This is a genomic window from Streptomyces sp. G45, from assembly GCF_049542095.1.
In the GTDB taxonomy this organism is placed as follows: Bacteria; Actinomycetota; Actinomycetes; order Streptomycetales; family Streptomycetaceae; genus Streptomyces.
The window spans coordinates 3571371-3591633 of the sequence record NZ_JBMUZU010000001.1 but is presented as its reverse complement, the minus strand read 5'-3'; the positions used below and the strand labels follow the sequence as shown (position 1 = coordinate 3591633).

Annotated in this window: 14 protein-coding genes and 2 pseudogenes; 4 read left to right on the top strand and 12 right to left on the bottom strand. The window is 73.0% G+C overall.

Features of this window, described 5'->3' with window-relative positions; all coding sequences use genetic code 11:
• Window positions 1-35: 35 nt before the first annotated feature.
• From ACOBQU_RS14480 to deoC, 3 genes are read right to left on the bottom strand one after another with little or no spacing between them, the layout of a single operon-like run.
• Window positions 36-920: an aldehyde dehydrogenase family protein gene (locus ACOBQU_RS14480; RefSeq protein WP_423627226.1), complete on the bottom strand. Its 885-nt coding sequence runs from the start codon at window positions 918-920 to the stop codon at window positions 36-38.
• Entirely contained in the window at window positions 913-2349 is a 1437-nt protein-coding gene (locus tag ACOBQU_RS14475; RefSeq protein WP_423627224.1) for an aldehyde dehydrogenase family protein, read from the bottom strand. Before ACOBQU_RS14475 ends, ACOBQU_RS14480 begins: the two co-directional genes overlap by 8 nt.
• Before the next feature lie 6 nt (window positions 2350-2355).
• On the bottom strand, window positions 2356-3339 hold the full coding sequence (deoC, locus tag ACOBQU_RS14470) for a deoxyribose-phosphate aldolase (protein ID WP_423627222.1): 984 nt from the start codon (window positions 3337-3339) through the stop codon (window positions 2356-2358).
• A 201-nt stretch (window positions 3340-3540) separates the two neighbouring features.
• On the opposite strand from deoC, the gene ACOBQU_RS14465 reads away from it, so the two are divergent.
• Window positions 3541-3990: a MarR family winged helix-turn-helix transcriptional regulator gene (locus ACOBQU_RS14465; protein WP_423634476.1), complete on the top strand. Its 450-nt coding sequence runs from the start codon at window positions 3541-3543 to the stop codon at window positions 3988-3990.
• Window positions 3991-4329: 339 nt separating this feature from the next.
• Here the strand turns inward: ACOBQU_RS14465 and ACOBQU_RS14460 are convergent.
• Window positions 4330-5100: pseudogene (locus ACOBQU_RS14460) on the bottom strand (FAD-dependent oxidoreductase); the annotation flags it as partial.
• A gap of 148 nt (window positions 5101-5248) precedes the next feature.
• Complete coding sequence (locus ACOBQU_RS14455; RefSeq protein WP_423627221.1) at window positions 5249-7585, bottom strand: glycosyl hydrolase family 18 protein; 2337 nt, start codon at window positions 7583-7585, stop codon at window positions 5249-5251.
• 277 nt (window positions 7586-7862) lie between these two features.
• Here ACOBQU_RS14455 and ACOBQU_RS14450 point away from each other — a divergent pair, with 277 nt between their 5' ends.
• Window positions 7863-8510, top strand: a complete 648-nt coding sequence (locus ACOBQU_RS14450; RefSeq protein ID WP_423627219.1) for a PH domain-containing protein — start codon at window positions 7863-7865, stop codon at window positions 8508-8510.
• 74 nt (window positions 8511-8584) lie between these two features.
• Here ACOBQU_RS14450 and ACOBQU_RS14445 read toward each other — a convergent pair whose 3' ends face one another.
• The 5 genes and pseudogenes from ACOBQU_RS14445 to ACOBQU_RS14425 all read right to left on the bottom strand — a co-directional run bounded on the left by ACOBQU_RS14445 (window position 8585) and on the right by ACOBQU_RS14425 (window position 14456).
• Entirely contained in the window at window positions 8585-9376 is a 792-nt protein-coding gene (locus ACOBQU_RS14445; protein ID WP_423627217.1) for a VOC family protein, read from the bottom strand.
• Between the two features lie 344 nt (window positions 9377-9720).
• Window positions 9721-10935, bottom strand: coding sequence for a mannosyltransferase family protein (locus ACOBQU_RS14440; protein ID WP_423627215.1), 1215 nt, complete (start codon window positions 10933-10935; stop codon window positions 9721-9723).
• Between the two features lie 133 nt (window positions 10936-11068).
• Window positions 11069-12742, bottom strand: a complete 1674-nt coding sequence (locus tag ACOBQU_RS14435; RefSeq protein ID WP_423634474.1) for a phospho-sugar mutase — start codon at window positions 12740-12742, stop codon at window positions 11069-11071.
• 88 nt (window positions 12743-12830) lie between these two features.
• A pseudogene (locus tag ACOBQU_RS14430) lies at window positions 12831-13654 on the bottom strand (purine-nucleoside phosphorylase).
• A gap of 364 nt (window positions 13655-14018) precedes the next feature.
• Window positions 14019-14456, bottom strand: coding sequence for a gamma-glutamylcyclotransferase (locus ACOBQU_RS14425; protein ID WP_384806512.1), 438 nt, complete (start codon window positions 14454-14456; stop codon window positions 14019-14021).
• 290 nt (window positions 14457-14746) lie between these two features.
• On the opposite strand from ACOBQU_RS14425, the gene ACOBQU_RS14420 reads away from it, so the two are divergent.
• On the top strand, window positions 14747-16195 hold the full coding sequence (locus ACOBQU_RS14420; protein WP_423627213.1) for an NAD(P)H-quinone dehydrogenase: 1449 nt from the start codon (window positions 14747-14749) through the stop codon (window positions 16193-16195).
• Between the two features lie 214 nt (window positions 16196-16409).
• A complete protein-coding gene (locus ACOBQU_RS14415; RefSeq protein ID WP_423627211.1) occupies window positions 16410-17393 on the top strand; it encodes a DeoR/GlpR family DNA-binding transcription regulator in 984 nt (327 codons plus the stop codon).
• 232 nt (window positions 17394-17625) lie between these two features.
• On the opposite strand, the gene ACOBQU_RS14410 is transcribed toward ACOBQU_RS14415, so the two are convergent.
• Together ACOBQU_RS14410 and ACOBQU_RS14405 are read right to left on the bottom strand one after the other, a co-directional pair.
• Window positions 17626-18198, bottom strand: coding sequence for a TetR/AcrR family transcriptional regulator (locus tag ACOBQU_RS14410; protein WP_423627210.1), 573 nt, complete (start codon window positions 18196-18198; stop codon window positions 17626-17628).
• A gap of 128 nt (window positions 18199-18326) precedes the next feature.
• Window positions 18327-20099: an acetyl/propionyl/methylcrotonyl-CoA carboxylase subunit alpha gene (locus ACOBQU_RS14405; RefSeq protein WP_423627208.1), complete on the bottom strand. Its 1773-nt coding sequence runs from the start codon at window positions 20097-20099 to the stop codon at window positions 18327-18329.
• Between the last annotated feature and the right edge of the window lie 164 nt (window positions 20100-20263).

Here is a 20263-nt window from a genome sequence, read left to right as displayed (position 1 = left end):
GTTTCCAGCCCGTCCGGCGGCCGGTGGGTGACGCCCTAGTAGGAGGAACCGGCGGCGCCCAGGGAGCCCGTGGGGTGCCAGACCGTCTTCGTTTCCAGGAACGCGGTGAGGCGGTCCGTGCCGGGCGTCGCCGCGTAGTCCACAGGCTGTGGACGCAGCACGCGCTTCAGGTTGTCCGCCGCCGCGATCTCAAGCTCCTTCGCCAGGGCGGCATCCGCGCCCGCGAGGTCGATCGCGTTCACGTCCTGGTGCGCCGCCAGCGGGGCCGCCAGCTCCGCCGTCCTGCCGGAGAGGACGTTGACGACGCCGCCGGGGACGTCCGACGTGGCCAGGACCTCGCCCAGGGACAGCGCGGGCAGCGGGGCCTTCTCGGAGGCGATGACGACCGCCGTGTTGCCCGTCGCGATGACCGGGGCGAGCACCGAGACCAGGCCCAGGAAGGACGACTCCTGGGGGGCGACGATCGCGACGACGCCCGTCGGCTCGGGGGTGGAGAGGTTGAAGAAGGGCCCCGCCACGGGGTTCGCGCCGCCCACGACCTGGGCGACCTTGTCCGTCCAGCCCGCGTACCAGACCCAGCGGTCGACCGTCGCGTCGATGACCGCCGCCGCCTTGGACTTCGACAGGCCCTCCGCGTCGGCGACCTCGCGGACGAACTGGTCGCGGCGGCCCTCCAGCATCTCCGCCACCCGGTACAGGATCTGGCCGCGCAGATACGCCGTCGCGTTCGACCAGCCGCCGAACGCCTTGCGCGCCGCGACGACCGCGTCCCGCGCGTCCTTGCGGGAGGACAGGGGAGCGTTGGCCAGCCAGTTGCCCTTAGGGTCCGTCACCTCGTACACCCGGCCGCTCTCGGAACGCGGGAACTTGCCGCCCACGTACAGCTTGTAGGTCTTGAGCACACTCAAACGGTCAGACATCGAGGTACGCCTCCAGGCCGTGGCGGCCGCCCTCGCGGCCGAAGCCCGACTCCTTGTAGCCGCCGAAGGGCGAGGTCGGGTCGAACTTGTTGAACGTGTTGGCCCAGACGACCCCGGCGCGGAGCCTGTTCGCGACCGCGAGGATGCGCGAGCCCTTCTCCGTCCAGATGCCCGCCGACAGGCCGTACTGCGTGTTGTTGGCCTTGGCCACGGCCTCTTCCGGGGTGCGGAAGGTCAGCACGGACAGGACCGGGCCGAAGATCTCGTCGCGGGCGATGGTGTGCGCCTGGGTGACGTTCGTGAAGAGCGTCGGGGCGAACCAGTAGCCGGTGGACGGCAGCTCGCACGGGGCGGTCCAGCGCTCGGCGCCCTCGGCCTCGCCCGTCTCCGCGAGCGCGGTGACGCGGGCCAGCTGCTCGGCGGAGTTGATCGCGCCGATGTCGGTGTTCTTGTCCAGGGGATCGCCCAGGCGGAGGGTCGACAGGCGGCGCTTGAGGGAGTCGAGCAGCTCGTCCTGGATCGACTCCTGGACCAGGAGGCGGCTGCCCGCGCAGCAGACCTGGCCCTGGTTGAAGAAGATGCCCGTGACGATGCCCTCGACGGCCTGGTCGATGGGGGCGTCGTCGAAGACGATGTTGGCGCCCTTGCCGCCCAGCTCCAGGGTGAGCTTCTTGTCCGTGCCCGCGACCGTGCGGGCGATCTCCTTGCCGACGGCCGTGGAGCCGGTGAAGGCGACCTTGTTCACGTCGGGGTGCGCGACCAGGGCCGCGCCCGTGTCGCCGTACCCGGGGAGGATGTTGACGACACCCTTCGGCAGGCCCGCCTGGCGGCAGATGTCCGCGAAGAACAGGGCGGACAGCGGGGTCGTCTCGGCGGGCTTCAGGACCACCGTGTTGCCCGTCGCGAGGGCCGGGGCGATCTTCCAGGCCAGCATCAGGAGCGGGAAGTTCCAGGGGATGACCTGGCCCGCCACGCCGAGGGGCCTCGGGTTCGGGCCGAACCCGGCGTGGTCGAGCTTGTCGGCCCAGCCCGCGTAGTAGAAGAAGTGCGCGGCGACCAGGGGGAGGTCCGCGTCGCGGGTCTCCTTGATCGGCTTGCCGTTGTCCAGGGTCTCCAGGACGGCCAGCTCGCGGCTGCGCTCCTGGATGATCCGGGCGATGCGGAAGAGGTACTTGGCGCGCTCGGCGCCGGGCAGGGCCGACCACTTCTCGAAGGCCCTGCGGGCGGCCTTCACCGCGCGGTCCACGTCGTCCGCGCCCGCCTGCGCGACCTCGGAGAGGACCTCCTCGGTGGACGGCGAGACGGTCTTGAAGACCTTGCCGTCGGCCGCGTCGGTGAACTCGCCGTCGATGAACAGGCCGTAGGAGGGGGCGATGTCGACGACCGAGCGGGACTCGGGGGCCGGTGCGTACTCGAATGCGTTTGCCATGGCTTATCAGTCCACCGTCACGTAGTCAGGGCCGGAGTAGCGGCCGGTGGCCAGCTTCTGGCGCTGCATCAGCAGGTCGTTCAGGAGGCTGGACGCGCCGAAGCGGAACCAGTGGTTGTCCAGCCAGTCCTCGCCCACCGTCTCGTTGACCAGGACCAGGAACTTGATCGCGTCCTTCGTCGTGCGGATGCCGCCCGCGGGCTTCACGCCGACCTGGACGCCGGTCTGCGCGCGGAAGTCGCGGACCGCCTCCAGCATGAGCAGGGTGTTCGCGGGGGTCGCGTTCACCCCGACCTTGCCCGTCGACGTCTTGATGAAGTCGGCGCCCGCGAGCATGCCGATCCAGCTCGCGCGCCGGATGTTGTCGTACGTCGACAGCTCGCCGGTCTCGAAGATGACCTTCAGCCGGGCCCCGGCGCAGGCCTCCTTGACGGCGACGATCTCCTCGTACACCTTCAGGTAGTCGCCCGCGAGGAACGCGCCGCGGTCGATGACCATGTCGATCTCGTCGGCGCCCGCGGCCACCGCGTCGCGGACGTCCGCGAGCTTCACGCCGAGCGCGGCGCGGCCCGCGGGGAACGCGGTCGCCACGGAGGCGACCTTCACGTCCGTGCCCGCGACGGCCTCCTTGGCCGTGGCCACCATGTCCGGGTAGACGCAGACCGCGGCGGTGCGGGGCGTCGCGCGGTCCGTCGGGTCCGGGTTGACCGCCTTCGCGCCCAGCGCGCGGACCTTGCCCGGGGTGTCGGCGCCCTCCAGGGTCGTCAGGTCGATCATGGAGATCGCCAGGTCGATGGCGTGGGCCTTCGCGGTGGTCTTGATCGAGCGCGTGCCGACCGCGGCGGCGCGGGCTTCCAGGCCCACCGCGTCCACGCCGGGCAGGCCGTGCAGGAAGCGGCGGAGGGTGGCCGCCGACGCCGTGACGTCGGCGTACGGGGTGCCGGGCGTTGCGGCTGCCCCTGGGGGTGGTGTCGTCGTCGGCATAGTCACGAGGGGAGCATATCTACGCGCGTAGCTGCGTGTACAGGGGGGCGTTCTCTGGCGGGGGCGCCCTGGGCCGCCCTCGATTGGCGCTCCGCGCCTCGTCCTCAAACGCCGGACGGGCTGGATTGTCGTGCTGCGCGCTCGTTCTCAAGTGGCGGGTGGGTTTTTCGTACGCTGGCTCCTATGGGGAAAGCCGACGACGGGGTCATGGGGGTCGCCACCGCCTTGGTGCGGGGGGCGTTTCTGGTCAATGCCGTGTACGCCGAGTCCAGTCGGGAGTACGGGATCACCGCGCAGCAGGGGCAGCTGCTGTGCGTGCTGATGGCGCAGCCGTACGGGATGAGCGAGCTGGGGGCGGCGCTCGGGCTCGCCAAGTCGAGCCTGACGGGGCTCGTCGACCGGACCGCCCGGCGCGGCCTGGTGCGCCGGGAGCCGGATCCGGCCGACGGGCGGGCCATCAGGGTGGCGCTCACCGAGGAGGGCGCCGACCTCGTGGAGGAGTTCTACGCGACCACCTGCCGTCGGATGGAGGAGCTGCCCGCGGGCTTCAGCGAGGCCGAGCGCGCCCAGCTCGCGGGACTGCTCGGGCGGCTGGTGCGCGACAACGAGGTGCCGGTGGTGTTCGCGGACGAGGGCGCCGCCGCCCCGGCGGGCTGAGGCGCGGGCGTCAGTCCCGGCGCGTGCCGAACAGCTCCGCGAACCGCTCCGTGAACAGCGTCGCCCCCTTGTACTCGGCCACCGCCGCCGCGGGCAGCACCTGGACGCTGCCGTCCTCCGCGGGCAGCTGGCCCACGCCGCCCGCCGGGCCGAGCGGCAGCAGCACGGCGGGGACGGGGAGGGGCGGTAGGTGGCCGTGGGGGCCTCGCCGCGGGCCTGGGCGAGGACGTTCTCCGCCACCACCTCCGCGTGCCGCATCGCGTGCCCGGCCATCTTGGCCTCGGCCAGGTCGGTGAGGTCGCCGAGGGCGTACACGTGGTCGTGGCCCTCGACGGTCAGGTGCTCGGTCACGCGGATCCGGCCCTCGGGGGTGCGGGTGGTGAGGCGGCCGTCGCTCAGATAGTCGCCGTTGGTGCGCACCCCGTGGCAGCGGAACCAGATGTCGGCGGTGATCTCCTCGCCGCCGCCCGTCGTGACGGTGAAGGTGCCCGCCCGGCCCGGGGCCGTCGGCGGCTCGCCGGTGAGGCGCGTGGACAGGCGCAGGTCGACCTTCAGGTCCTCCAGCTGGCGGCTCAGGTCCGCGCGCAGAACCGGGTCGAAGCCGGGCAGCAGCGTGGCGGCGGGGTCGGTGACCGTCACCCGCTTATCGGGCCAGACCGCCTTGATCTCGCCCGCCAGCTCCAGGCCCACCGGACCGGCGCCGACGAGCAGCACCCGCTCGGCGCCCGCCAGTTCGCCGTGCGTGGCGCGCAGCCGCTCCAGGGCCTCGGCGGCGGTGTCCGTGTCGGTCTTGGCCGGGTACGGGTAGCCCGAGCCGGACGCCAGGACGATGAGGTCGGCCTCGACGCGGGCGCCGGAGGCCAGGGTCACGCCGGACGGGTCGACCGAGGCGGCGTACTCCCGCACGACCCTGCCGCGGCGCAGCAGGCCCTCGTACGGGAAGAAGATGTTCTCCGCCCAGTCCGGGCGGACCAGGGCGCGCAGCGATCCGGCCGCGTGCACGAAGGCGTCCTTCGGCTCGATCAGGACGACGTCCAGGTGCTCGTCGAGCGCCTTGGCGACCGCTGCGCCGCCGTAGCCCCCGCCGATGACCGCGACGGTAGTGCTCATGTCGTTCACTCCCCCTGGGCCCGGAGTACGCGCTTGCTGGCGTACCCCTGTGTAGTTCGTGCCGCGAACTTTATTAGTTCGTGGCACGAACTACCAACGTCCTTCGGGTGTGGGGTGGATCACCTCCCTGGGGTGGCGGGGTGGGCGGTCACTTCAGGCCGTTGTCGAGGGCGGTCATGAGCGTGCCGGTCGGGGTGTCGCCCGACAGCTCCCAGACCATGCCGCCGAGCAGGCCCTTCGAGCGGATCCACTGGGTCTTCTTGCCGATCGACCAGGGGTCGTCGAAGCTCCACCACTGGCCGTTGTTGCCGGTATAGCCGTAGGTGGAGACGGACTGCTCGTCGTGGACGATCGTCATGTTCGGGACGCTGTTGAGCAGGTTGTGGTAGCCCCGGGTGCCCGCTTCCTCCTGGAACTGGCCGGGGGCCGCGCCGTTGGCCGACTGCCACTCGCCCTTGACGCCGCCGTCGGCGACCTCCTTCCAGCCGCGCCCGTAGAAGGGGAAGCCGACCGTGAGCTTGCGCGGGTTGACCCCGGCGTCGAGATAGGTCTGGATCGCCTTCTCGATGCTGAAGTCGAAGGAATAGGGGTCCTGGGCGTCGCGGTGCAGGTTCGCCTGGTGGCCGGTGCGCTTGGGCTCCCAGGAGTTGTCGCTGCCCGCGCCGTGGAAGTCGTAGCCCTGGACGTTGGCGAAGTCCAGGTACTCGAAGATCTTCTTGATGTCCCAGCCCGCCTCGATCTTCACCGGGTCGGCCGGGGTGAACGCGGTCAGGAGCTTGTGCTGGCCGCCGGTGGCGTCGAGCTGCTTGCGGAACTCGGCGAGCAGCGCGGTCAGGTTGTCCTTGTCCTCGGCGGCGTAGTGGTTGCCGGGGTGGCCCTCCGCGCCCGGCCACTCCCAGTCGATGTCGATGCCGTCGAAGACGCCCGCGCCCGTGCCGGGGCCGCCCGCGCCGTTGTAGACCGGCAGGTTGCCCTTGATCCAGGTGTCCACACAGGACTTGACGAACTTCTCCCGGGAGGCGGGGGTCTTGGCCGCGTCCGAGAAGAACTTCGAGAACGTCCAGCCGCCGAGCGAGACGACGACCTTCAGGTGCGGGTGCTTGGCCTTGAGCTTCTTGATCTGGTTGAAGTTGCCGCGCAGCTTGCCCCAGCCGTCGTCCGCGACGCCGTCCACCGACTGCGCGGCGGAGAAGGCCCGCCCGTAGTCGGCCTCGGCGTCACCCGCGCCGGTGCCCTCGTCCGGGTCCTGGGGGCCGCCGGAGACGCCCTTGACCACGCCCGCGAGGCAGGTGTGGTTGACCGGGTCGACGTTCTCGAAGGCGTAGTTGATGACGTCGAGCTTGGCCGCCGCCCCCGAGGTGTCCAGGTTCTTGATGAAGTGCTGGCGGCCGTAGATGCCCCACTGCGCGTAGTAGCCGACCTTGAGGTGGTTGCCCGGCCCGGCCGCGTCGTCCGTGGTGACGGTCACCGCGTTCGAGGCGGGCGAGGAGTTGTCGGCCGTGTCCCGCGCCTTCACGGTGAAGGTGTAGGAGGTGGCCGGGGTCAGGCCCTCGACGGTCGCGGTGGTCGCCGACGCCGGGACCGTCTTCAGCAGGGTGGAGCCGCGGTAGACGTCGTACGCCGCCACGGCCACGTTGTCCGTCGACTTCTCCCAGGCCAGGGTCGCCGAGGACTGGGTCTTGCCGGTGGCGCGCAGGTTGCCCGGCGCGGTCGGCGGGGTCGGGTCGGTCGACGGGTCGACGGTGGTCGCGGTGACCGGCGGGCTCTCCGGGCTGGTGTTGCCGCGGCGGTCCTTGGCGCGGACGGTGAAGGTGTAGCGCGTCGCCGGGGTCAGGTCCGTGACGGTCGCGCTGTTCGTCGCCGAGGTCGCCACCACGCCGGAGCCGTTCAGCACCTCGTACGTCGTGACCGGGTAGTCGCCCGCCCCGGCCGGGGGCCAGGTCAGGGCGATGGTGCGGGACGTGGCGGTGGTCACCGTCGGGGCGCCGGGCGCGGACGGCGGCTTGTCCGGGGAGCCGTCGCACTTGTCGCCGTTGACGGTGCAGCCGGTGGGCGTGCCGATCGGGCCGCGGCCGGTGAACTGGTAGCTGTACGGCTCGGTCGAGCCGCCCGCCGGGACGCGGCCGTTGTAGAAGGCGTTCTTCACGGTGACGTGACTGCCCGAGACGGTCGCCTCGCCGTGGGTGTGGCCGCTGATGGTGACGCCGGGCGGCAGGTCGAACTCCAGCGTCCAGGAGGTGGACGCGGCCGAGCCGCCGTTGCGGACGACGTACTTGCCCTGCCAGGACGTCCCGCTGCCCTCGGTGCTGAAGGTCGCGGTGAGGCCCCCGGCCTTGGGGGCCGCGGTGGCGGTCAGGGAGGTGAGCAGGGCCGCGGGGAGCAGCAGGGCCGCGAGCAGGACGGCCGCGCGGCAGCGCAGGGCCCGGCCGAGGGCTCTTCGTAAGACTCCGGGCGCGCTCCTGGCGCCTCTTCGTGTGGGGGTCATGACTCTCCTCGGGGGTGTGTCGTGCCTCGTTGGTGCGTGGGAGGGCTCCTCGGGGGGTTGGGGTGGCGCCGGTCCGCCTGGGGCGCGGGGCGCCGGTCGGTGCGCCGCCGGGGCGGCGGGGGTGCGTGCCGCCGGGGCGGCGCTGGGGTGTGCCGCCCAGGCGACGGTTAGGCGTACATGACAAATCTCTGGCAACTCCGACCGTACTAGGTCTGGACCAATCCCCATACCCCTGCCGCGCGCGGCGGGCGCGGGAGCGTCAGGCAGAATCAGCCGTATGACGAGCGACCCGCAGCCCACCCCGGCGGACCCGGCCTACCAGGACCGCGTCTACCGGTCCCACGCAGCCATCGCAGGAGGCGTCCTGCTGCTCGCCATCGGCGTCTGGCTCGGCGTCGACGCGCTGGTCCGGGGCGAGGGGCGCACCCCCTGGGTGGCCCTCGCCGGACTCCTCTTCGCCGTGCCCCTGGTCGTCGCCTTCACCGCGCGGCCCGCCGTGTACGCCAACGAGGACCGGCTGCGCGTCCGCAACCCGTTCCGCACGATCACCCTGCCGTGGGGCGCGGTCTCCGGGCTGCGCTCGGGCTACTCCAACGAGGTCTTCACGCAGGACGGCACGAAGTACCAGCTCTGGGCCATCCCCGTGTCCCTGCGCGGCCGCAAGCGCGCGGCGCGGCGGCACGCCCAGCAGGTCGCGTCCGACGACCCCGTCGGCAGCCGGGTGCGCCCCGGCGCGCCGGGCGCCACCCCCGACGGCACCCGTGCCGCCGGGGACCAGGCCATGGACGACCTGCGGGAGATCGCCGAGCGCCGCGAGGGCGCCGAGACGGCGCAGGGGGAGCCGGTCGTCCGGTGGGCGTACGAGGTCCTCGCGCCGTGTGCCGCCGGGGCCGTGCTGCTCGGGGTGCTGCTCGGGACCGGGTGAGCGGCGGGGCGGGCTGCTCGCGGGTCCGCCGCGGCTGGCCGCGCCCGCGCGGGGCGCCGACCCTGGGCGGCTGCTCACTCCAGCCGCGGCATCTCGCCCTCCGTCGTCGCCAGGTCGATCACCGCGAACGCCGCGCCCTGCTGGTCCGACACCGCCGCGAAGCGGCCGAAGGGGCTGCCCATCGGGCCGAAGCGCAGCGCGCCGCCCAGCCGCCGCACGGTGGCCACCGCCGCGTCGCAGTCGTCCACGCCGAAGTAGACGCTGATGTACGGCGGCACCTCGGCCGGGACCTCAGGGCCCAGCCTCATCCGGCCGATCACGGGTCGGCCGTCCAGCTGCCAGACCTGGTAGTCGACGTGCTCGTCCGCGATCCGCTTCGCCTCGAACGGGAAGACCGAGCGGAAGAACGCGTCGGCGCTGTCCGTGTCCCGTGTGTTGACCTCGGCCCAGCAGAACGCGCCCGGCGCGTCGCGCTTCTCGAAGCCCTGGTGGCCGCCCGGCTGCCAGGCGCTGAAGTGCACCCCGCTCGGATCCCGGGCGGTGAGCATCGTGCCGAACTCGCCGACCCGCATGGGCTCCACCACCAGCGTCCCGCCGCCCGCCCTGATCCGCGCCGCGGTGGCGTCGGCGTCCGGCGTGGCGAAGTACAGGTTCCAGGCCGGGGGCTGCTCCGCCGCGTCCGGCATCCGCGGCATCACGGCGGCCACGGCCGCGCCGTCCGCGTACGCCTGCGCGTAGCCGCCGTACTTGGGGTCGCCCTCGGCGAACGTCCAGCCGAGCAGCTCGCCGTAGAAGTCCTTGGCCGCGCCCGCGTCGGGGAACACGGCGTCCGCCCAGCAGGGCGCACCCTCGGGGTGTCCGGTCATGGCGGTCGGTCCTCCCGCCCCCCCGCTGCGTCGGTGGTCCCCGCTCCCACCGTAGGCGCCGGGGCTTCCGGCCGCCTCCGGGGGCGGACCCCGCGTGGGCCGGGCGCGGGTCGGCCGCCGGGCGCGCGTGGACCCGGGGGTCCGGCGCGCCGGGAGCGGCCGCCGTGCCCGGCCGTGCGGCGCCCGCGCAAAGGGGTGGGTGGGGGCGCCTGTCGCGACGGCTCCCGCTGGGGGGCTGGGGACCGCCGGACCGTGCGTCCATACTGCGGCATGGGGGTGCGGCGGCGATCACCGGGGGTCCTCCGATGGCCCCAACTCCTCGACCAGGGGCCCCAGTTAGGCCGTCACGGCGGGCCGAGCCACACCAGGAGCATGTGCCCGCCGAACGCCGCCGACGCGAGGGCCGCCCCCGCGACCACCGGCACCGCCACCCGCGCCCGGGACCGGGCCAGCGCCAGCGCGACCGGCAGCAGCAGCGGGAAGCCCGGCAGCAGGAACCGCGCCCTCGGGAAGTACACCCCGCTGGAGCCGAGCACGATCGCCAGCAGCAGCCCCGTGAACACCAGCAGCGGCAGCGGCTGCGCCCGCCCGGCGACCGAGAGCACGTACAGCACGACCGAGCCGAGCAGCACGATCGTCACCAGGACCAGGAACAGCTGCGGCCGCTCCACCAGGAACAGCTGCTTCATCCAGCGCAGCGTCCCCACGCCGCCGTCCCACTCGTTGTGCCACCACTTCTGTACGGCGAAGTAGCCGTCCCAGCGCCCGAGGCGGACGCCCACCCAGCCGACGTACGCCAGCCAGCCGAGCGGCGCGAGGGCCGCGCCCAGGAGCGCGCGGGCGTCGAAGCGGTGACGCAGCGCGAGCCCGGCCGCCACGCAGACCGCGGCGGCGAGGGCGATTCCCGTCGGGCGGGTCAGGCCCGCGAGCGCGGCCAGGGTCCCCGCCGTCACCCAGCGGCCGGTGAGGACCGCGTACAGGGACCAGGCGGTGAGCGCCGTGAACAGGGACTCCGTGTAGCCCATCCACTGCACCAGCGCGACCGGCAGGCTGCCCCACAGCGCCACCAGGAGCACCCCCGTGCGCCGCCCGTGCAGCCGGTCGCCGACCTTGAAGATCCCCCACGCGGCGGCGAACGAGCAGACGAACGCGATGCCGAGCCCCACCGCGCCGCGCGGCCCCGGCAGCACCTGCTCGCCCGCCCGGATCAGCAGCGGGTACAGCGGGAAGAACGCCAGGTTGTTGGAGTCGAAGGTGTGGCCCAGCGTGTCCGCGTACCCGTGCTCGGCGATCTTCAGGTACCAGTCGCAGTCCCAGGACTCGGCCAGCAGATGCCACACGCCCCGGTGCTCGCGGCGCGCCCAGACGGCGAAGACCAGCAGGCCCAGGGCGCGCACCGCCGCGTACACCAGCAGGGCGGGGGCCGCGTGCCGCAGGGCGGCGGCCGCCCGCGCGCGCGGGCCGGGCGGCGGCTGCTCGGTGGCGCGGGGGCGGCGCGAGGCGGGGACGCGGGACGGCGCGGCGGCCGGTGGGGAGGAGAAGGGGTGTCCGTGCGGCACTGCGGCTCCCGGGCGTGACAAGCGTGAAGGTGCGCTACCGGTCGGACCCTTCCTGGGGGACCGGTGGCGCACCTTCACGCTGCGTCAGTTGCCGCGCGGAACCACCCGTACGGGTGGCGCCCGCCGAGGGCGGTCAGATTCCTGCGGCCGCCGCGAAGTCCCGCTTCAGGGCGGCCAGCAGCTCCGCCGCGCGCGCGTGCGCCGACGGCAGCGCGGCCCGGTCGGCGACCGGCACCACGACCTCCAGGTAGCACTTCAGCTTGGGCTCGGTGCCGCTCGGGCGGACGATGACGCGGGCGCCGTCGAGCGCGTACCGCAGGCCGTCCGTGGGCGGCAGCGTCTCCGTGCCCCGGCTGAGGTCCTCCGCGCGGAGCACCGCGAGACCGGCCAGCTCCGCGGGCGGCCGCTCGCGCAGGCGGCGCATCGCGTCCGCGATCAGCGACAGGTCCTCCACGCGCACCGACAGCTGGTCCGTGGCGTGCAGGCCGTGCTCCACCGCGAGGTCGTCCAGGAGGTCGAGCAGCGTGCGCCCCTCCTCCTTCAGGGCCGAGGCCAGCTCCGTGACCAGCAGCGCGGCCGTGATGCCGTCCTTGTCGCGGACGCCCTCGGGGTCCACGCAGTAGCCGAGCGCCTCCTCGTAGCCGTACCGCAGGCCCTCGACACGGGCGATCCACTTGAAGCCGGTCAGTGTCTCCTCGTACCCGAGGCCCGCCTTCTCGGCGATCCGGCCGAGCAGCGACGACGACACGATCGACTCGGCGAACACGCCGCGCGCGCCCCGGCGCACCAGGTGCGCGGCGAGCAGCGCGCCCACCTCGTCGCCGCGCAGCATCCGCCACTCGGTGCGCTCGGCGTCCGTCGGCACGGCCACCGCGCAGCGGTCCGCGTCCGGGTCGTTGGCGATCACCAGGTCGGGGCGGGCCTCGCGGGCCGTGGCGAACGCCAGGTCCATGGCGCCCGGCTCCTCCGGGTTGGGGAACGCCACCGTCGGGAAGTCCGGGTCCGGGTCGGCCTGCGCGGACACCAGGACCGGCTCCGGGAAGCCCGCCCGCGCGAACGCCGCGAGCAGGGTGTCCTTGCCGACGCCGTGCATGGCCGTGTAGACGGCGCGGGCGGTGCGCGGCGACCCCTCGGCCAGGACGGCGTCCGTGCGCGCCAGATAGGCCTCCAGGACGCCCTCGTCGAGGGTCTCCCAGCCGGACTCCGGGCGCGGTACGCCGTGCAGGCTCGCCACCGCGGCGATCTCGGCGGCGATCTCCCCGTCGGCGGGCGGCACGATCTGCGAGCCGTCGCCCAGGTAGACCTTGTAGCCGTTGTCGCGCGGCGGGTTGTGGCTCGCGGTCACCTCGACGCCCGCGACGGCGCCCAGGTGCCGTATGGCGAAGGCCAGCACAGGCGTCGGCAGCGGGCGCGGCAGCACGGCGGCGCGCAGGCCCGCGCCGACCATCACGGCCGCCGTGTCCCGCGCGAAGTCCGCCGACTTGTGGCGCGCGTCGTAGCCGATCACGACCAGGCCGTCGCCGTGGCCCTTGCCCTTCAGGTACGCGGCCAGGCCCGCGGCGGCGCGGATCACCACGGAGCGGTTCATCCGCATCGGCCCCGCGCCCAGCTCGCCGCGCAGGCCCGCCGTGCCGAACTGGAGCGTGCCGCCGAAGCGGGCGGCGAGGTCGGCGCGGACGTCCGGGGCGTCCGCCGCCGCGATGAGCTTCGCCAGCTCGTCGCGGGTCTCGGCGTCCGGGTCCTCGTCGAGCCACGCCCGGGCGCGCGCGAGGAGCCCGTCGCGGTCCTCGGGGCCTTCGGGGGTCACGCGGTCCTCGCGGTCCTCGCGGTCCTGGTGGTCCTGCACGTGTCGTCAGCCTCTCCGTGAGGGGGTCGTACGGCTCGGGGCGCCGGGGTCAGAGGCGGCCGAGGACCTGGCCGAGCAGCTCGCCCATGCGGGTCGCCGAGTCGCGGCCCGCCTGGAGGACCTCCTCGTGGTTCAGCGGCTCGCCGGTCATGCCCGCGGCGAGGTTGGTGACGAGGGAGATGCCGAGCACCTCGGCCCCGGCCTCGCGCGCCGCGATGGCCTCCAGGACGGTCGACATGCCGACGAGGTCCGCGCCGATGGTGCGGGCCATGCGGATCTCGGCCGGGGTCTCGTAGTGCGGGCCGGGGAACTGCGCGTACACGCCCTCTTCGAGGGTGGGGTCGATCTCCTTGCACAGCGCGCGCAGGCGCGGCGAGTACAGGTCCGTCAGGTCCACGAAGTTCGCGCCGACGATCGGGGAGGTCGCCGTCAGGTTCAGGTGGTCGCTGATCAGCACCGGCTGGCCCGGGCGCATGCCCTCGCGCAGGCCGCCGCAGCCGTTGGTCAGGACGATGGTCTTGCAGCCCGCGGCGACGGCGGTGCGCACGCCGTGTGCCACGGCGGCGACGCCGCGGCCCTCGTAGTAGTGCGTGCGGCCCAGGAAGACCAGGGCGCGCTTGTCGCCGACCTTGATCGACCGGATGCGGCCGCCGTGGCCCTCGACGGCCGGGGCGGGAAGCCGGGCAGCTCGGTGACCTGGAACTCGGCCTCGGGGGTGCCGAGCGCGTCGACCGCCGGGGCCCAGCCGGAGCCCATCACCAGGGCGACGTCGTGGGTCTCGGTGCCGGTCAGCTCGCGCAGGCGGGTGGCGGCGGCGTCGGCGGCGGCGTACGGGTCGCGCTGGATGTCGTCCGGAATAACTGAAGCGTTCACGCCGAAGAGGGTAGCCGGTTACGCCCTACGCGCGTAGATGACGATGGTCACGGGATGTCGGGCGTGTGCTTGTACCTTCCGCCAAGGTGATCGCTTAGGGGCGCCCTCGCGGGGGCGCCCAGACCCGCCCCTTCCCCGAAACCAGGGGCTGCCGCCCCTGGCACCCCGCTTCATCGCCGCTTCGCGGCTCGTCCTCAAACGCCGGACGGGCTGGAACTCTGCCGCACCGGCAGAATCCAGTCCAGCCCGCGACAATCCAGCCCGTCCGGCGTTTGAGGACGAGGCCGAAGGCCGATTTCCGGGGTGTCAGGGGGCTGGCCCCATGGTTTCGGGGAAGGGGCGGGTTTGGGGCGCGCCGCGAGGGTCAACAAGGGCGTTTGCGGAGTTCCATGACGTAGTCGTGGGGCGCGCCCGCGGACTCGGCGGCGTCGGCCAGCTCGCCCAGGTACCGCGCCGACGGCAACCCGCCCTCGTACCCGTTGAGGACGTACACCCACGCGGGCTCCTCGCCCTCCAGGGTGTGCACCCGCACCCGCATGCGCCGGTAGATGTCGAGGCCCACGCCCTCCCAACGGTCCATGGAGTCCTCGTCCATCGGAGCGATGTCGTACAGCGCGACGAAGACCTGTGACCTCGGCGCCTCGACGATCGTGGCGAGGGCGCCCTCCCAGCCCATGTGCTCGCCGCCGAAGGTCAGCCGCCAGCCGTTGAGCCAGCCGGTCGCGCGCAGCGGCGAGTGCGGGGCGCGGCGCGTCATGAGCCGCGCGTCGAGATTGCCGGCGTACGCGGCGTAGAGCGACATGCCGTCGAGCGTACGGCTTTCTGGCGGGGGCGCCCTATGCGGTTGGCGTTTTGGGCGCGCCCCCCTTGTTGGCGCTGGCGCGCCTCGTCCTCAAACGCCGGACGGGCTTGAATCTCGCGCTTCGCGCTCGTCCTCAAGCGCCGGACGGGCTGGATGGTTGCGCTACGCGCTTGTCCTCGGGCGCCGGACGGGCTTGGTTGTCGCGCTGGCGCGCTCGTCCTCAGGCGCCGGATGGGCTTGGGGGCGGTTGGGGGCGCCCCCGGGTCACGGGGATCGGGGCGTGCGGGAGAATGGAGTACGTGACTCGGATCGTGATCATTGGTGGCGGACCCGGCGGGTATGAGGCGGCGCTGGTCGCGGCGCAGCTCGGCGCGGAGGTGACCGTCGTCGACTGCGACGGTCTGGGCGGGGCGTCGGTGCTCACCGACTGCGTGCCGTCGAAGACCCTGATCGCGACGGCCGAGGTCATGACGACCTTCGACTCGTCGTACGAAGAGCTGGGGATCATCGTCGAGGACGACACGCCGCACATCGACCAGGCCGCCCGGGTGGTGGGAGTCGATCTCGGCAAGGTCAACCGGCGTGTGAAGCGGCTCGCGCTGGCGCAGTCGCACGACATCACCGCGTCGGTCACCCGGGCGGGCGCACGCGTGCTGCGCGGGCGCGGGCGCCTTGAGGGGCAGCAGGCCATGGACGGCTCGCGGACCGTCGTGGTGCGCGCCGCCGACGGCAGCGAGGAGCGGCTCACCGCTGACGCCGTGCTCATCGCGACCGGCGGGCACCCGCGCGAGCTGCCCGACGCCCAGCCCGACGGCGAGCGCATCCTGAACTGGACGCAGGTGTACGACCTGGACGAGCTGCCCGAAGAGCTGATCGTGGTCGGGTCGGGTGTGACGGGTGCCGAGTTCGCCGGTGCCTACCAGGCGCTGGGCTCGCGGGTCACGCTCGTCTCGTCGCGCGACCGCGTGCTTCCCGGCGAGGACCCCGACGCCGCGGCCGTCCTGGAGGACGTCTTCCGGCGGCGCGGCATGAACGTCATGGCGCGCTCGCGGGCCGCCAGCGCGAAGCGGGTCGGGGACCGGGTCGAGGTCACGCTCGCCGACGGGCGCGTCATCTCCGGCACGCACTGCCTGATGGCCGTCGGCGCCATCCCCAACAGCAGCGGGATGGGCCTGGAGGAGGCCGGGGTCAGGCTGAAGGAGTCCGGGCACATCTGGACCGACCGGGTGTCCAGGACCTCCGCCCCCGGCGTGTACGCCGCCGGTGACGTCACCGGCATCTTCGCGCTGGCGTCCGTGGCCGCCATGCAGGGCCGCATCGCCATGTACCACTTCCTGGGCGACGCGGTGACCCCGCTGAACCTGAAGACCGTCTCGTCGAACGTCTTCACCGACCCCGAGATCGCCACCGTCGGCTACAGCCAGGCCGACGTCGACGCGGGCAAGATCGACGCCCGCGTGGTGAAGCTGCCGCTGCTGCGCAACCCGCGCGCCAAGATGCAGGGCATCCGGGACGGCTTCGTCAAGATCTTCTGCCGTCCGGGCACGGGCATCGTGGTCGGCGGCGTCGTCGTCGCGCCCCGCGCCTCGGAACTGATCCACCCCATCTCGATCGCGGTCGACAACAATCTGACGGTGGAGCAGATCGCCAACGCGTTCACCGTGTACCCCTCGCTTTCGGGTTCGATCGCCGAGGTCGCCCGTCAGCTCCACACCCGCAAGGTGACCGGCGAGGCCTGAGTCCGGCACCGCGACAGCACCCACCGGCCGTCGGAACTGATCCCTCCGGCGGCCGGTTTGCACGCTCCGCGGGTCACAGGCTGTTGCCGTCCATGCGTCCGGCATAGACGCCGGGAGTACCCCTATACCACTTCCACCCCTGCCGTGCGTACAACTTCTGTAATTCGGCGCAAACTGCTGAAAGCAGACGGTCGTTGGGGTTACTGTCAGTTTCGTGTTCGCTGCAGAACGTCGCCAATTGATCCTCGAAATGGTGCGGGCCAACGGAGCGGTGTCGCTCCGTGAGCTCGCCCGCGTCGTCCAGACCTCCGAAGTGACCGTACGGCGGGACGTGCGCGCGCTGGAGGCAGAAGGACTCCTCGACCGCCGACATGGCGGTGCGGTATTGCCGGGCGGATTCACGCGGGAGTCCGGCTTTCCGCAGAAATCACATCTCGCGACCGCCGAGAAGACGGCCATCGCCGACCTCGCGGCGGGTCTCGTCGAAGAGGGCGAGGCCATCGTCGTCGGGGCGGGTACGACCACGCAGGAGCTGGCCCGTCGGCTCGCGCGCGTACCCGGCCTGACCGTGGTCACCAACTCCCTCCTGGTGGCCCAGGCGCTGGCCCACGCCAACCGGGTGGAGGTCGTCATGACCGGCGGCACCCTGCGCGGCTCCAACTACGCGCTGGTGGGCAGCGGGGCCGAGCAGTCCCTCCAGGGGCTGCGGGTCTCGCGGGCCTTCCTGTCGGGCAGCGGCCTGACGGCCGAGCGCGGCCTGTCGACCTCCAACATGCTGTCGGCGAGCGTGGACCGCGCGCTCGTGCAGGCCGCCGCGGAGGTGGTCGTCCTCGCCGACCACACCAAGCTCGGTACGGACACCATGTTCCAGACGGTGCCCACGGACGTGATCACCCGGCTGGTGACCGACGAGCCTCCGGCCCACGACGACCGTGCCGCCACCGAGTTGCAGGCCCTCGCGGACCAGGGCGTCCAGATCGCCGTCGCGGGCGGCGCCACGGGCCCCGGTCAGGCCCCCGGGGTTGACTCCGTCCCGGCGGGCCGCGCGGCCCGCCGGGACGTGCCGCTGCCCGGGCCCCGGCGGGGGCATGGCGCGGGGGGTTCCGGGGCGGGGCCGCAGTTGCGGAGTGCGGCGGTGCTGGGGGAGGCGGCCGCGGGGGAGCGGTCGGCGCGGGTGGCGGACCTGCGCCGTCGTTAGCCCTTCGCGGGGGGCGCCCCGCTGCGTCCATCAGCGCGCTCCGCGCGCGGGCGCCCCTTTCCCGAAACCAGGGGGCTGCCGCCCCCTGGCACCCCCGTTCATCGGCCTTCGGCCTCGTCCTCAAACGCCGGACGGGCTAAGACTCTGCCGCGATCGGCACCATTCAGCCCGTCCGGCGTTTGAGGACGAGCGCGGAGCGCGATCGACGGGGGTGCTAGGGGGCGGCAGCCTCCTAGTTCGGGGAGGGGTGGGGCTGGGGCGTGGCCGCGAGGCCCCGTAGCGTCAAGGAGAGGAGGCGGTCCGCCAGTTCCGGGTCGTCGGGGGACTCCTCCGCGGCCAGGGCGATGGCGTTGGTGAGCTGGAGCAGGTCCTCGATGGGCACCCCGGCCCGCACCGCGCCCGCGGCCTGCGCCCGTGCGAGCAGCGCCGACCCGGCCTCCCGCATGGGGCGGCTGCACCGCGCCAACGGGGTGCTGTCGTCCCGGGACACGGTCATGAGGGCCCGCGCGAGGCCCCGGTACTCACCGGCGTGCGTCACCACGGCCCGCAGCCACTCCACGAGCGCCGCACACGGCTGCGGCGCGTCGAGCAACTCCCGCGAGCGGGCCAGCAGATCGCACACCGCGTCCTCGAACACGGCGCTGATCAGCGCGTGCCGGTTCGGGAAGTGCCGGTAGAGCGTGCCGATGCCGACGCCCGCTCGCCGGGCGACGTCCTCAAGGGACGTGTCCGTACCGTGCTCCGCGAACGCGGAACGGGCCTCCTTCACGAGGCGCTGGCGATTGCGAAAGGCGTCGGCGCGCATGTGCTCCTCCGTCCGGCTGGCCGGGGTCCGCTGCAAGGAAGCGCCGGACGGGCCAGTTATAGCCCGTCCGGCGCTTGAGGACGAGGCCGAAGGCCGATCACATGGCCCGGGCGCCCCGCCAGAAGAGGTCAGTCCTTGATCTCGCAGATCACCGCGCCCGACGTGAGGCTCGCGCCCACCTCCGCCTGGAGGCCCTTGACCGTGCCGGTGCGGTGGGCGTTCAGGGGCTGCTCCATCTTCATGGCCTCCAGGACCACGATCAGGTCGCCCTCCTTGACCTCCTGGCCCTCCTCCACGGCGACCTTGACGATCGTGCCCTGCATGGGCGAGGCGAGCGTGTCGCCGGAGGCGGCCGGGCCGGACTTCTTCGCGGCGCGGCGCTTGGGCTTGGCGCCCGCCGCGAGGCCCGTACGCGCCAGGGACATGCCGAGCGAGGAGGGGAGGGAGACCTCGAGGCGCTTGCCGCCCACCTCGACGACGACCGTCTCGCGGCCCGGCTCGTCGTCGCTCTCCGCGTCGGCGGGCGCGGCGAACGGCGGGATGTCATTGACGAACTCGGTCTCGATCCAGCGGGTGTGGACCTTGAACGGCTCGCCGGAGCCGGTCAGTTCGGGCGCGAACGCCGGGTCCGCGACCACCTTGCGGTGGAACGGGATGGCCGTGGCCATGCCCTCGACCTGGAACTCGGCGAGCGCGCGGGCGGCGCGCTGGAGCGCCTGCTCGCGGGTCGCGCCGGTGACGATCAGCTTGGCGAGCAGCGAGTCCCAGGCCGGGCCGATGACCGAACCGGACTCCACGCCCGCGTCCAGGCGGACGCCGGGGCCCGTGGGGGCGTCGAAGCGGGTGACCGTGCCGGGGGCCGGGAGGAAGTTGCGGCCCGGGTCCTCGCCGTTGATGCGGAACTCGAAGGAATGGCCGCGCAGTTCCGGGTCGCCGTACCCCAGCTCCTCGCCGTCGGCGATGCGGAACATCTCGCGGACCAGGTCGATCCCGGCGACCTCCTCGGTGACCGGGTGCTCCACCTGGAGACGGGTGTTGACCTCGAGGAAGGAGATCGTGCCGTCCAGGCCGACCAGGAACTCGACGGTGCCCGCGCCCACGTACCCGGCCTCCTTGAGGATGGCCTTCGACGCGCGGTACAGCTCGGCGTTCTGCTCCTCGCTCAGGAACGGCGCGGGGGCCTCCTCCACCAGCTTCTGGTGGCGGCGCTGGAGGGAGCAGTCACGGGTGGACACGACGACCACGTTGCCGTGCTGGTCCGCGAGGCACTGGGTCTCGACGTGGCGCGGCTTGTCCAGGTACCGCTCGACGAAGCACTCGCCGCGGCCGAAGGCGGCGACCGCCTCGCGCACCGCGGAGTCGTACAGCTCCGGGACCTCTTCGAGGGTGCGGGCGACCTTCAGGCCGCGGCCGCCGCCGCCGAACGCCGCCTTGATGGCGATGGGCAGGCCGTGCTCCTCGGCGAACGCGACGACCTCGTCCGCGCCGGACACCGGGTCCGGGGTGCCCGCGACCAGCGGGGCGCCCGCGCGCTGCGCGATGTGCCGGGCGGCGACCTTGTCGCCGAGGTCCCGGATCGCCTGCGGCGGCGGGCCGATCCAGATCAGACCGGCGTCCAGGACGGCCTGCGCGAAGTCGGCGTTCTCGGAGAGGAAGCCGTAGCCGGGGTGGACGGCGTCGGCCCCGGAGTCCTTGGCGGCCGCGAGGACCTTCGCCATGTCGAGGTAGCTGGTCGCGGGAGTGTCACCGCCAAGGGCGAACGCCTCGTCTGCGGCCCGCACATGCAGTGCGTCCCGGTCGGGGTCCGCGTAGACGGCGACGCTCGCGATCCCGGCGTCCCGGCACGCCCGGGCGACCCGGACAGCGATTTCGCCACGGTTGGCGATGAGCACCTTGCGCACGATGGCTCCCTCCTTGAAACAAGCCGAGTTTAGGGACTGCCGACACGGCCTTACGACCCGTCCCCATTGGTGAGCTTGCCCACACGGAGCGTGATCCGAGGCCCGCAGGATCCCCGAAATCCCTTGTCGCACCACGGTACGCAGGGTCCCTTCCCGGCAGCGTA

Bases quoted from the DNA above. Each gene is read 5' to 3' on its own strand.
- ACOBQU_RS14480 (WP_423627226.1), bottom strand. From the start codon at position 920: ATGTCTGACCGTTTGAGTGTGCTCAAGACCTACAAGCTGTACGTGGGC.
- ACOBQU_RS14475 (WP_423627224.1), bottom strand. From the start codon at position 2,349: ATGGCAAACGCATTCGAGTACGCACCGGCCCCCGAGTCCCGCTCGGTC.
- ACOBQU_RS14465 (WP_423634476.1), top strand. From the start codon at position 3,541: ATGGGGGTCGCCACCGCCTTGGTGCGGGGGGCGTTTCTGGTCAATGCC.
- ACOBQU_RS14455 (WP_423627221.1), bottom strand. From the start codon at position 7,585: ATGACCCCCACACGAAGAGGCGCCAGGAGCGCGCCCGGAGTCTTACGA.
- ACOBQU_RS14450 (WP_423627219.1), top strand. From the start codon at position 7,863: ATGACGAGCGACCCGCAGCCCACCCCGGCGGACCCGGCCTACCAGGAC.
- ACOBQU_RS14445 (WP_423627217.1), bottom strand. From the start codon at position 9,376: ATGACCGGACACCCCGAGGGTGCGCCCTGCTGGGCGGACGCCGTGTTC.
- ACOBQU_RS14425 (WP_384806512.1), bottom strand. From the start codon at position 14,456: ATGTCGCTCTACGCCGCGTACGCCGGCAATCTCGACGCGCGGCTCATG.
- ACOBQU_RS14420 (WP_423627213.1), top strand. From the start codon at position 14,747: ATGGAGTACGTGACTCGGATCGTGATCATTGGTGGCGGACCCGGCGGG.
- ACOBQU_RS14410 (WP_423627210.1), bottom strand. From the start codon at position 18,198: ATGCGCGCCGACGCCTTTCGCAATCGCCAGCGCCTCGTGAAGGAGGCC.